The following is a 12,180-nucleotide window of genomic DNA, read 5'->3' as shown; positions in this document are numbered from 1 at the left end:
TTAGAACTTACTCGCGCGGCGACGCGCTTTCAACCCGGAGACACCCCGATGAATCCGCTTTCCCTGTCCGGTCTCGATCTGCTGCGTGCCGCGGTGGCGGGCGACGCGCCGCTCGCGTCGATTTCCGAGACGATCCCGATGCGTCCGCTGGACGTCGAACTCGGCTATGTGAAGTTTTCGGCGCGCGCGGACGGCCGGCACCTGAATCCGCTTGGCGGCGTGCACGGCGGGTTCGCCGCGACGGTGCTCGATTCGGTCACGGGTTGCGCGGTGCATTCGATGCTCGACGCGGGTGTCGGTTACGGCACGGTCGATCTGCATGTGAAGATGCTGCGGCCCGTGCCGCGCGACGCCGACCTGATCGCGGAAGGGCGCGTGATCCACCTGTCGCGCTCGCTGGGCGTCGCGGAGGGCACGCTGAAGACACCGGACGACAAGATCGTCGCGCATGCGTCGGCGACCTGTTTCATTCAGCGGCCACAGTAACGAGGGCGCCAGGGCCGTCGTCCGCGCAGGCGCGTGAACATCCATGGCGGCGAAGGCCGCCTGTAAGCGTCCGCGGCGCAAGTCTGAAGCGGCCGCTTCAATGTGATAGCGTTTCTGCTTTCCACCGACGCGACAGGAACAGCATGGAATACCGCACACTCGGCGATTCGGGCATCGAGGTCAGCCTGATCGGTCTGGGCACGATGACGTGGGGCGAGCAGAATTCGGAGCGCGACGCGCACGAGCAGATCGACTACGCGCTCGGGCAGGGCGTGACGCTGATCGATGCCGCGGAGATGTATCCGGTGCCGCCGAAGCCCGACACGCAGGGGCGCACCGAGCAGTACATCGGTACGTGGCTCGCGCAGCATCGCGCGCAGCGCGACCGCATCGTGCTCGCGACGAAGATCGCGGGGCCGGCGCGGCAGCCGCACAATCCGCGCCATATCCGCGGCGAGGGCAACCAGTTCGACCGCAAGAACCTGACCGAGGCGCTCGACGGCAGCCTCAAGCGCCTGCAGACCGACTATGTCGATCTCTACCAGTTGCACTGGCCCGACCGCAGCACGACGACGTTCGGCCGCCCGGCCTATCCGTGGGTCGACGACGCCTATACGGTGCCGATCGAGGAAACCCTCGGCGTCCTCGCGGAATTCGTGAAAGCCGGCAAGGTGCGCGCGATCGGCGTGTCGAATGAAACGCCGTGGGGCGTCGCGCAGTTCCTGCGCGCGGCTGAGAAGCTCGGGCTGCCGCGCATCGCGAGCATCCAGAATCCGTACAGCCTGCTGAATCGCACGTTCGAGAACGGGCTGTCGGAATTCACGCATCGCGACGGCGTCGGCCTGCTCGCGTATTCGCCGCTCGCGTTCGGCTGGCTGTCCGGCAAGTACGAGAACGGCGCGCGTCCGGCCGGCGCGCGCATCACGCTGTTCGAGCGCTTCCAGCGCTACAGCAAGCCGCAGGCCGTCGACGCGACGTCGCGTTACGTCGCGCTCGCGCAGCGTCACGGGCTGTCGCCCGCGCAGCTCGCGCTCGCGTTCGTCAACAGCCGGCCGTTCGTGCGCAGCAACCTGGTCGGTGCGACGTCGCTCGCGCAGTTGAAGGAGAACATCGGCAGCATCGACGTGACGCTGTCCGACGAGATCCTCGCCGAGATCGACGCGCTGCACGAACTACAGCCGAACCCGGCGCCGTAAACGGCACGCGGCCCGGGCGGCAACGATGCCGCGACGGGCCGCTTCGGCGGCGCATCGTGGCGCCGTCGCTGGCTTCGTTACCGCATCTTGAGCCGGGTGCGCGCGACAAACAGCGCGGCGAGGCTCAGCAGCGCGCAGCCCATCAGATAGAGCGCCGGCGACAGCCGGTTGCCGGTCGTGCTGATCAGCCAGGTGATGACGAACGGCGCGAAGCCGCCGAACAGCGTGACGCCCGTGTTGTAGCTGACCGCGAGCCCCGTCGCGCGCGTCTGCGGCGGGAACAGCTCGGCCATCAGCGCCGGCAGCGCGCCGCAGTACATCGCCTTCAGCATGCCGATCCAGATCAGTGCGGCGAGCATCGTCGCGAACGACGCGTGGCGCGTGAGCCATGCGAACGTCGGCCACACGGAGACGAGCATCAGGACAGCCGCGACCACCATCATGCGGATCCGCCCGGTGCGATCGGACAGATGGCCGACGACCGGCGTGACGAGCGTCAGCACGAAGCCGGTCGCGAGCGTCGCCGCGAAGCCGGTCGACGCGGGCAGCCCGAGCTGCTTGATCGCATAGGTCGGCATGTACAGCACCATGTAGTTGATCGCGGTCGAGATCACGAGTGCGCCGATCGACAGCAGCAACCGCAATTTCTGATCCGCGAACAGCTCGCGCACGGGCGCTTCGGAGCGCGCCTGCGTCTTGAACTCGACGCCTTCGTCGACGTAGCGGCGGATATACAGCCCGATCGGGCCGATCGCGAGACCGAACAGGAACGGCACGCGCCAGCCCCAGCTTTCGAGTTGCGCGGGTGTCAGCGTGGTGGTCAGCAGTGCGCCGAAGCCGGAGGCGAGCAGCGTCGCGAGGCCCTGGCTCGCGAACTGCCAGCTCGACATGAAGCCGCGCCGCTGCGGCGCGTGCTCGACGAGGAACGCGGTCGAGCTTGCGAATTCGCCGCCCGCGGAAAAGCCCTGCATCAGCCGCGATAGCATGATCCCGAGCGGTGCGAGGATGCCGATCGATGCGTAGGTCGGCATCAACGCGATCAGCAGCGTGCCGGCCATCATCATCGCGATCGACAGCAGCAGCGACGCCTTGCGGCCCGCGCGATCCGCGTACGCGCCGAGCACGAAGCCGCCGATCGGCCGGATCAGGTAGGACAGCCCGAAGGTACCGAGCGTCAGCATCAGCGACGTTGCTTCGCTCGTCGCGGGGAAGAACAGCTTGGCGATCGTCACCGCGAAGAAGCCGTAGACGATCAGGTCGAACCATTCGAGCGCGTTGCCGATCGACGCCGCGAAGATGATGCGCCGGATCTTCGCGGCGCTGGGGCGGGCGGCTTCCTGCGAGGTCAGGGTGGTCGTATTCATCGTGTGTGCAGGTCCCGTGAAAGGGGCGAAGCGCGTTACAGGGTGGCGCCGGCCGCGGCGGGCGCCGCGCGGCGAACGGGCGGCGCGGCGTCGCCGAGATCCCAGAAGAGGCCGGCCATCATCTGCAGCCCCTCGCTGACGACGCTCGCGAGCAGGTGCTCGTCGGGCGCGTGCTGCGAGCACGCCGGGTACGAGTGCGGCACCCACAGCGTCGGCAGCCCGAGCGTGTCGGCGAACACTTCGTTCGGCAGCGTGCCGCCGAGATTCGGCAGGATCGCGGGCTTCTTGCCGGTGGTGCGCGCCAGCGACGCGACGGCCCAGCGGACCCACGGATCGTCCGGCGGCACGCGCGTCGCCGGTGCGCCGCGTTCGACGTCGATCTCGATGTCGCCGAAGCCGTGCGCATCGAGGTGCGTGCGCAGGTGCGCTTGCAGCGCTTTCCAGTCGGTGCCGACGACGAAGCGCAGCTGGCAATGCGCATACGCGACGGGCGGGATCGCATTGACGGGGTGCTCGGGGTTGCCGGCCTTGAACGCGAGAATCTCGAACGTATTCCAGCCGAACACGCGCTCGGCCGCGGACAGGCCGGGTTCCCCCCAGCCGGCATCGAGCGCCGGATCGCCGGGGCCGCCGCCGACGGACAGGTCGGCGAGCGCGTCGCGCACGGCGGCCGGGATCGGCGGCGGGCGCAGCCCCGTGACGCGAATCGCGCCGCGCGCGTCGACGAGGCTCGCGAGCGCATGCGCGAGCACGATCGCCGGATTGCGCAGCAGGCCGCCCCAGTTGCCGGAATGGTGCGCGCCGTCGCGGGCGCGCAGGCTCAGCTTGAAGTTGACCGAGCCGCGCGAGCCGAGGAACACGGTCGGGCGCGCGGCGGCGATGCGCGGGCCGTCGGACGCGATCAGCACGTCGGCCGCGAGCGCGTCGCGCTCCTGGCGGCACAGCGCATCGAGGCCCGGCGACCCGGTTTCCTCACCCATCTCGATCAGCAGCTTCGCGTTGAAGCCGAGCCGGCCGCCGCGAGCGTCGAGCACGCTCGCCAGCGCGGCCAGGTTGATCGTGTGCTGGCCCTTGTTGTCGGCGCTGCCGCGGCCGTACCAGCGGTCGCCGTCGGCCGTCAGTGTCCACGGCGACAGCGGCGCGCGCCACTGCGCGTCGTAGCCGCGCACGACGTCGCCGTGGCCGTAGATCAGCACGGTCGGCAGCGCATCGTCTTCGTGGCGCGACGCGAGCAGGAATGGGCCGCCGCCGTCGACGGGGTTGTCGACGATCCGCGAACTGAAACCGAGGCGCGCGGCCTCGGGGGCGATCTCGTCGGTCAGGTACGCGCGCAGCGCGGCACCGCTGCCGCTTTCCTGGCTTTCGGTGCGCAGGCCGACGCGGCGGCTCAGGGTCGTGAAGAACGCACCGGATTCGAACTGGTTCAGCGCGTGCTGGATGGCGGCGGTACGGCTCAAGTCGGGTCTCCTCGGTCGGGTTCGCGGCGCATGCGGATCACGTGCGCAGCGTGAAGTGCGATCGATTCTAGAAAGCCGTTTTTTTTGTCACAATGATCGAATTTCGAACCTTTCTTTGCCGAAAAGGCAAAGCAGCGCAGCCGGGAGCGGCACGGAGACAGAACGATGGCGGCTTTCCTGCACGGCCTCGCGTTGCGGTATTTCGTCGAAGTGGCGCGCACCGGCTCGATCAGCGACGCATCCGCGCGGCTGCACGTGGCCGTGTCGGCGATCAGCCGCCAGATCGCGAAGCTCGAGAGCGAGCTCGGCGCGCCGTTGTTCGAGCGCCGGCCGCGCGGGATGGCACTGTCGGAGGCCGGCGAGCGGCTGCTGGCGTTCGCGCAGCGCAGCCTGCTGGAGGCCGAGCACGTGATGAAGGACATCGGCGGGCTCGATGCGCTGCACGGCAGCCTGCTGAAGATCGCATGCTCGGAAGGGTTCGCGATCGATTTCCTGCCCGGCGCGCTCGCGAGCTTCAAGGCACGCCACCCGGGCGTCGATTTCACCGTGTGGGTCGTGTCGCCGGCGGACGCGACGCGGCGCGTGCGCGATGGCGATGCGGACGTCGCACTGACCTTCAGCCTCGCGCCGGAGAAGGGCGTGCGCGTCGAGCACACCGAACGCGCGCCGATCTTCGCGCTGGTGCGGCACGACCATCCGCTCGCGACGCGCGACGCGGTGTCGCTCGCCGATGTCGCGCGTCACCCGCACGTGCTGCCCGAGGCCGGCACGACGGTGCGCCAGCTGATCGACATCGCGTGCGCGCTCGACGGGCTATTGCTCGAGCCCGAACTGACGAGCAACAACACGGCGGCGATGTACGGCTACGCGCGGCGCACCGGCGCCGTGATGTTCACGGGGCTGCTGTCGGTGCGCGACCGCTGCGACGCGGACGGCTTCGTCGTCGTGCCGGTGACGAACCCGCAGTTGCGAGAGCGCAGCATCCAGGTGCAGACGATGGCGGGGCGCGATCTGCCCGCGTCGGTACGGGCGTTTCGCGACCATCTGATCGACGCGATGCAGGCCGCATCGCCGCCGCCGGCCGCCGCGCGCGGCCCGAGACGCCGGCCCGTGAGATAATCGTCAATCCGCCTTCCGCGCCCATGCGGCTCATCGAGCCGCATCGCCCCTGTTCGACGCCAAATTGAAGAACCTGATTGTCACCCTCGATCGCGTCGGCGAGTTCGACGAGATCATCGACGTGCGCACGCCGCTCGAGTTCGCCGAGGACCATATTCCCGGCGCACTGAACGCGCCCGTGCTCAGCAACGAAGAGCGCGTGCTCGTCGGCACGATGTACCGCCAGGTGTCGCCCTACGAGGCGACGCGCGTCGGCGCGGCGATCGTGGCGCGCAACATCGCACGCCATCTCGACACGACGTTCGCCGACCGTCCGCGCAACTGGCGGCCGCTGATCTACTGCTGGCGCGGCGGCAAGCGCTCGGGCTCGATGACGACCTGGTTCAACCTGATCGGCTGGCAGGCACGCCAGCTCGACGGCGGATACAAGGCGTATCGCCGCTCGGTGTGCGCGACGCTCGACACGCTGCCGACGCGCTTTCGCTACATCGCGCTCGTCGGCCATACGGGCTGCGGCAAGACGCGCCTGCTGAACGCGCTGCGCGACGCGGGCGCGCAGACGCTCGATCTCGAGGCGCTCGCGTGCCATCGCGGTTCGCTGCTCGGCGCGCTGCCGGGCAGGCCGCAGCCGTCGCAAAAGGGGTTCGATTCGGGGCTCGTCGAAACGCTTGGGTGTTTCGACCCCGAATGGCCGGTGTTCGTCGAATCGGAAAGCCGCAAGATCGGGCTCGTGCAGTTGCCGATCGCGTTGATCGACGCGTTTCACGCGGGGCCGTGGGTGCAGGTCGAAGCGGCACATGACGAGCGCATCGCATTCCTGCTCGACGATTACGCCCACCTGTTCGACGCACCGGTGGCGTTCAAGGCGCAACTCCATCGGCTGATCGGCCTGCACAGCCGCGAAGAGGTGGCGCACTGGAATGCGCTGATCGATGCGAACGCGCGGGCCGAACTGTTCACGACGCTGATCGACAAGCATTACGATCCCGCGTATGCGCGCACGTACCGCGCAACGTACAACAAGCCGAACCGGGCGTTGACGTTCGCTTTCCGGCCCAACGCGGCCGACGTGCGCGATCAGGCGCATTCGCTGCTGGCCCAGCTCGCGCTGGCCGGGCTGCCCGCGTCGGCCGCGCTGGCGGCAGGCGCGGAATCCGTTACCGACAAAGACAAATCGACGACCACACGATGACGACCACACGCACCCAACCCAATCCGGCCCTCGGCTGGATGACCTTCCTGCTGATCGCGGTCGCAGGGCTGTTCTATGTGAAATGGTTCCCGTACTACAACAAGGCGTTCGTTGCCGCCGAGCATCATTCGATCGGCCAGTCGATCCTGATGGGCACGTCGGCGGTCGCGCCCGAGCCGTCGCTGAAGGCCGCGCTCGACTACGCATGGGCGTACGGCAAGGCGATCTGGCAGGCGATGGTGCTCGGCCTGCTGCTCGGTTCGGCCGTTCAGGCGCTGCTGCCCGCGCACTGGGTTGCGCGCGTGCTCGGCCGCACGGGCTTCGGCAGCGTCGCCGCGGGCGGCCTGCTGTCGCTGCCCGGGATGATGTGCACGTGCTGCGCGGCACCGGTCGTCGCGGGCCTGCGTGCGCGCCATGCATCGCCGGGCGGTGCGGTTGCGTTCTGGCTCGGCAACACGGTGCTGAACCCAGCGGCGCTGGTGTTCATGGGCTTCGTGCTCGGCTGGCACTGGAGCGCGCTGCGTCTCGTGCTTGGCATCGCGATGGTGTTCGGGATCGGCTATCTGCTGAACCGCATTGCGCGTCCCGAAGACCGCAGCATCGACGATGCGCAGCTCGCCGCACTGGCGGCCGAGCAGGCCGCGGCCGGCAATCCGTTCGTCCGCTGGGTGAAGCTGCTTGCCCGCATGGCCGTGCGCCTCGTGCCCGAGTACATCGTGCTCGTGCTGCTGCTCGGCGCCGCGCGCGCATGGCTGTTCCCGCATATCGGCCCGGACATCGGCAATCATCTCGGCTGGATCGTCGCGTTCGCGGTCGCGGGCATGCTGTTCGTGATCCCGACGGCCGGCGAGGTGCCGATCATCCAGGCGATGCTGTCGCTCGGCATGGGCGTCGGCCCGGCCGCCGCGCTGCTGATGACGCTGCCGCCGATCAGCGTGCCGTCGCTCGCGATGCTCGCGCGGTCGTTCAAGCCTTACATGCTGGCGATCGTCGCGGTCCTCGTCGTCGTGTTCGGGATCGCGAGCGGACTGCTCGCGGTCGCGTTCGGGTTCTGACGCGCGCAAGCGATGCGCCGATCGGGCGCGAACGTCGTATTCATCCGGCGTCGCCGCTTCACGCGTGCGGCGCCCTTTACAAGAAGCAAACAGGAAAACGCATGACCCAACCGAAGATCCATCCTCGACTCGAAAAGGCGCTGACGCGCGGCGATCTCGCGATCCGCCAGGCCAATTCCGCGCGGGCAACTGCCGTGCTGAACGCGCTCGGCACGATGATCATCGAAGCCTCTTCAACGATCGGCGTCGAAGCCAGCATCGACATTCCGCAGGGCGACCGCATTTACGATCCCGTCAACGGGCTGTGGCCGCAGAAGATGCTGGTGTCGTTCGACGGCCCGGTGGACGAAGCCGACGCGGACGAACTGCGCACGGTCTATCTGGTTGCCGACGATCCGGGCACGCAATTCCGCGTCGAATGGCATCGCGCGGACGGCAAGCTCGGCCGCCAGGAAGGCGGCCCGCTCGCGACCGTCGCGTTCCTGACCGACGTCGAGATCCCGTGGAGCGACGACGACGAGTGACGTCGTCGTGTGAAGCCGGCGCACCGCGCGCCGGCTGTCAGCGCATCATCCGCCGCCGGAACAGCCACGCGGACAGCAGGAATCCGCCGACCGCGTAGCCGGCGAGCACCGCGATATGCAACGCGACGTCCGTCGCCGGCCGGCCGAGCATCGCGGGCCGGATCAGCTCGACCGCGTTCGCGAGCGGCAGCGCATGCGCCGCATGCTGCGCGATCGGCGGCAACTGCGTGATCGGGAAGAACACCCCGGACAGCAGCAGCATCGGCGTCAGCACGAGCGTCTGATAGAACATGAAGAAATCGTAGGACGGCGCGAGCGCCGTGACGATCATCGCGATGCTCGCAAACGCGAGGCCCGCGAGCGCGATCACGGGCAGCGCCGCGAGCATCGACGGAAACCGCGCATAACCGAGCGCCCCCGCGACGAGCATGATCGCGACACCCGACAGCATCGCCTTGCTGGCACCCCAGACGATCTCACCGAGCACGATGTCGCCGAGCGCGAGCGGCGTATGCATGATCGCTTCCCAGGTGCGCTGCACGTGCATGCGCGAAAAGCCCGAATACATCGACTCGAAGCTCGCGGACATCATCACGCTCGACCCGACCGTGCCGGCCGCGAGGAACGCGATATACGACACGCCGTCGACATGGCCGAGCATCAGGCCGAGCCCGAAACCGAGCCCGAACAGATAGATCATCGGATCGGCAAGATTGCCGAACATCGACGCGAGCGCGAGCTTGCGCCAGACGAGATAGTTGCGCCGCCAGACGGCAACCCAGTTGGTTGCGTTCGCGGGCATCGCGATCGCGAAGCGCGACTCGCGCGGCGGTGCCGACGGTGCGGCGGCGGAATAGTTGCGGACGTCCATGGTCGCTCAGTCCTGCATTTCGCGGCCGGTGAGCCGCAGGAACACATCTTCCAGATTGGCCGGGCGATGCAGATAGCGCAACCCCGGGCGACCCTTGAGCCGCGCGCTGAGCGGCTCGGGGTCGCTCACGTAGCAGAACAGCGTCTCGCCGCTGATCTCGGTGCGCTTCGCGAACGCCGACAGCTCGTCGCGCAGGATGGCCGGATCGGGCCCGTAGATCTCGATCACGTCGCAGCCGATCTCCGATTCGATCAGCGCGTGCGGCGCGCCTTCGGCGATCTTGCGGCCTTCCTCGATCACGCACAGGCGGTCGCACAGACGTTCGGCTTCTTCCATGAAATGCGTGGTGATCAGGATCGTCTTGCCGCGCGCGAGCAGCGAGCGCAGCCGCTCCCACATCAGGTGCCGCGCCTGCGGATCGAGGCCGGTCGTCGGCTCGTCGAGCACCAGCACGTCGGGATCGTTGACGAGCGCGCGGGCGAGCGTGAGGCGGCGCTTCATGCCGCCCGACAGCTCGCCGACTTTCGCATCGGCCTTGTTCTCGAGTTTCGCGAATTCGAGCAGCGGCCGCACGAGCGCACGGGCATCCTGCGCGGACATTCCGAAATAGCGGCTGAACACGAGCAGGTTCTCGCGCACGGTGAAGTCGGGGTCGAGATTGTCGAACTGCGGGACGACACCGACGCGCTGGCGCGCATGCCGTGCACGGGATGGAACCGGTTCGCCGCACAGCGAAATGGTGCCGGCATCGGGATGCGCGAGGCCGAGCAGCATCTTCAGCGTCGTGGTCTTGCCGGCGCCGTTCGGCCCGAGCAGGCCGTAGCATTCGCCGGCCTGCACGTTGAAGGACAGACCGTTGACGACGAGCTTGTCGCCATAGCGCTTCTCTACGTTCCGTAAATCGATCGGTGCGACGGACATGGGCATGTTGTCATTGTGAGCGGGCGCACCGGCGTTCCGCTGTCGGCTGCGTGGCCGGTTTGCGAACGGATCGGGCGAATGCGTGTCACATGGGCATGACCGAAGCGCACGAGGCCGACGCCTGATGGCCCGCCGGAGTACGAACGGGCCATTCTAGTGCATCGACTGCGTCTCTTCAGGGCATGCCTGCACGGTGCGATGCATGCGCGCACCGATCGTGCACTGCATCATCGCGCACGCGCCGAGCGGGGCGAATCAGCGTTTTCCATCCCTTGCGTCCTGAATTGCGGCGCACCATGATGAATGCGTAGGCTCGTTGTCGCGATAGGGAGGTTTCATGGCTAGCTACAACAAGATTTTGCTGTGTTACGACGGCTCGCTCGAAGGGCGCAAGGCACTGCGTTGCGGTGCCAATCTCGCAATGGACCTGAAGGCCGAGACGCATTTGCTGTCGGTCGTCGACATGCGTTCGAGCATTGCACAAAGCGCGGGTTTGCTGACCGACGTCGCGTGTGGCCGATTCGAGGAAACCGCGCGCGAAATCCTGCAGGAAGGCGTGAACTGGCTGCGCGAGCGCGGCGTACAGGCCGAAGGCCATTTCGCGTTCGGCTATCCGATCGACGAAATCGCGAATCTCGCGACGGAACTGAAGGTTGACCTCGTCGTCGTCGGCCACCGGTGCCGTAGCGGGCTGTCGAGATGGTGGATGGGGTCGGGCAATACGCAACTGCTCGACCGTGTGAACTGCAGCATTCTGGTTGCGTGCTCGTCCGCGCAAGAGCAGAAGGCCGAAATCGCGCGCGAGCGTGAAGCGGCTACGGCGAGCGGCAAATGATCTGATGACTTGACGACGGCCTGACCGGCGATTTGCGCCGGCCAGGCGCCGCGCCGTATCAGCGGCGCGGGCGTCGACCGCGGCCGGCTACGCATGCAGGTCGATCGCGGACAGCTTCCACGAGAACAGGCCGAAGCGGTGGAATATCGCCGCATAGCGGGTGCCGTCGGCGCTTCGCTGATAGGTCACGACGAATTCGTCGACATTCCGGTAGCCGGCACTGGTTTGCTGCTGGTGCGGCGGATGGGTTGCATCGCCCGGGCTGGCCGGTGCGGCAGGGGCCGGTGCCGGCGATGACGCAGCCGCAGTGGCCGCGTTGCTGCCCGGAACGGCTGCGCTCGCCGGAGCCGGATTGGCCGGCGGTGCGGCCGGTGCATTGCCTTGCGGCAGATTCGACCATTCGGGCGGACGCTCGCCTGGATTGCCGCGCGGCGGCAAGCCGCTCATCAGCGCGGCCACGCCCTCCGGGGTTGCGTATGCATCGACCAGCGGGCCGATCAGCGCAGACCCGATCAGCGCACCGATCACCGCGAACGGATTGTCCTTCTTCACCGCGTCGATCCGGCGCATCAACTCTTCCGTGACCTGCTGCTTCAGACTGATGCGCAGCGACGGAAAATCGACATATTCACTGATGGCCTGCGCATCGCGCGCGTCGATCGCCGATTTCAGGCGGCCGAGCGCGACGTACGGCGACGCGTATGCATAGCCGATCGCCGCAATGACGGCGACGGCCAGCACGGCGATCAGCAGGGGCTTGAGCCGCCATGCGCGGCCCGAAGATCCAGTCACGTTGCCTCCGGTGCGGGGATGTTCCGCAATCAGAGACCGCCTGGCGTGGCCGATCGTTCCTCGGCGATGCAGCGATCGATCATCCGGCACACGGCATCGATCGTGCCGACCATGATCAGGCGCGAACGGCCGTGATAGACGCGCACCGGCGCGCGGCGCGCGGGTTCCGCGTGATTCAGACCGGCGTTCAGCGATACCCGCGCGAAGGCGGGCAGCGCTGACGGCAGCAGCGACGCCTGCCGTTCGACTGCGACTTCTTCTTCCACAGGCGCCGCCGCGGACAGCGGTGCGCAAGGCGTGCGGCCGCGCAGATGACGCAGGCGACCGAATTGACGGAAAGGCAGCAGGCGGGCAAGGCGTTCCATGAT

The 12,180-nt window shown here is 67.8% G+C and carries 13 protein-coding genes; 7 read left to right on the top strand and 6 right to left on the bottom strand.

Translation table 11 applies throughout. From position 1 onward, the window contains the following. Nucleotides 1-48 precede the first annotated feature (48 nt). Both ACTRWB_RS19655 and ACTRWB_RS19650 read left to right on the top strand, forming a co-directional pair. Entirely contained in the window at nt 49-486 is a 438-nt protein-coding gene (locus tag ACTRWB_RS19655; RefSeq protein WP_129514482.1) for a PaaI family thioesterase, read from the top strand. Nucleotides 487-629: 143 nt separating this feature from the next. Then, nucleotides 630-1,682 (top strand): NADP(H)-dependent aldo-keto reductase, encoded by a 1,053-nt coding sequence (locus ACTRWB_RS19650; RefSeq protein ID WP_446902951.1) that lies wholly within the window; start codon nt 630-632, stop codon nt 1,680-1,682. A gap of 77 nt (nt 1,683-1,759) precedes the next feature. Here the strand turns inward: ACTRWB_RS19650 and ACTRWB_RS19645 are convergent, their stop codons facing one another. Both ACTRWB_RS19645 and ACTRWB_RS19640 read right to left on the bottom strand, forming a co-directional pair. Continuing rightward, nucleotides 1,760-3,046: an MFS transporter gene (locus tag ACTRWB_RS19645; protein WP_048243839.1), complete on the bottom strand. Its 1,287-nt coding sequence runs from the start codon at nt 3,044-3,046 to the stop codon at nt 1,760-1,762. 35 nt (nt 3,047-3,081) lie between these two features. Then, entirely contained in the window at nt 3,082-4,503 is a 1,422-nt protein-coding gene (locus tag ACTRWB_RS19640) for a M20 family metallopeptidase (protein WP_446902950.1), read from the bottom strand. 165 nt (nt 4,504-4,668) lie between these two features. On the opposite strand from ACTRWB_RS19640, the gene ACTRWB_RS19635 reads away from it, so the two are divergent. The 4 genes from ACTRWB_RS19635 (at nt 4,669) to ACTRWB_RS19620 (ending at nt 8,393) form a co-directional block, all read left to right on the top strand. Further along, nucleotides 4,669-5,622, top strand: a complete 954-nt coding sequence (locus ACTRWB_RS19635; RefSeq protein WP_129514485.1) for a LysR family transcriptional regulator — start codon at nt 4,669-4,671, stop codon at nt 5,620-5,622. 64 nt (nt 5,623-5,686) lie between these two features. Then, nucleotides 5,687-6,814, top strand: coding sequence for a tRNA 2-selenouridine(34) synthase MnmH (gene mnmH, locus ACTRWB_RS19630; protein ID WP_419687330.1), 1,128 nt, complete (start codon nt 5,687-5,689; stop codon nt 6,812-6,814). Then, a complete protein-coding gene (locus tag ACTRWB_RS19625; protein ID WP_048243834.1) occupies nt 6,811-7,869 on the top strand; it encodes a permease in 1,059 nt (352 codons plus the stop codon). Before mnmH ends, ACTRWB_RS19625 begins: the two co-directional genes overlap by 4 nt. 101 nt (nt 7,870-7,970) lie before the next feature. Continuing rightward, nucleotides 7,971-8,393, top strand: a complete 423-nt coding sequence (locus ACTRWB_RS19620) for a hypothetical protein (protein ID WP_048243832.1) — start codon at nt 7,971-7,973, stop codon at nt 8,391-8,393. A 37-nt stretch (nt 8,394-8,430) separates the two neighbouring features. On the opposite strand, the gene ACTRWB_RS19615 is transcribed toward ACTRWB_RS19620, so the two are convergent. Together ACTRWB_RS19615 and nodI are read right to left on the bottom strand one after the other, a co-directional pair. Further along, nucleotides 8,431-9,264: an ABC transporter permease gene (locus ACTRWB_RS19615; protein WP_048243831.1), complete on the bottom strand. Its 834-nt coding sequence runs from the start codon at nt 9,262-9,264 to the stop codon at nt 8,431-8,433. Between the two features lie 6 nt (nt 9,265-9,270). After that, nucleotides 9,271-10,185 (bottom strand): nodulation factor ABC transporter ATP-binding protein NodI, encoded by a 915-nt coding sequence (gene nodI, locus ACTRWB_RS19610; protein ID WP_343491408.1) that lies wholly within the window; start codon nt 10,183-10,185, stop codon nt 9,271-9,273. A 337-nt stretch (nt 10,186-10,522) separates the two neighbouring features. On the opposite strand from nodI, the gene ACTRWB_RS19605 reads away from it, so the two are divergent. After that, nucleotides 10,523-11,020, top strand: a complete 498-nt coding sequence (locus ACTRWB_RS19605) for a universal stress protein (protein ID WP_129514489.1) — start codon at nt 10,523-10,525, stop codon at nt 11,018-11,020. An 87-nt stretch (nt 11,021-11,107) separates the two neighbouring features. Here ACTRWB_RS19605 and ACTRWB_RS19600 read toward each other — a convergent pair whose 3' ends face one another. Continuing rightward, on the bottom strand, nt 11,108-11,812 hold the full coding sequence (locus ACTRWB_RS19600; protein WP_446902949.1) for a DUF2939 domain-containing protein: 705 nt from the start codon (nt 11,810-11,812) through the stop codon (nt 11,108-11,110). A gap of 29 nt (nt 11,813-11,841) precedes the next feature. After that, nucleotides 11,842-12,177: a hypothetical protein gene (locus ACTRWB_RS19595; RefSeq protein WP_048243823.1), complete on the bottom strand. Its 336-nt coding sequence runs from the start codon at nt 12,175-12,177 to the stop codon at nt 11,842-11,844. Between the last annotated feature and the right edge of the window lie 3 nt (nt 12,178-12,180).

The organism is Burkholderia sp. YIM B11467 (assembly GCF_052952715.1).
Note: the sequence above shows the minus strand (reverse complement) of the source record. Positions and strands in the feature narration are given on the sequence as shown.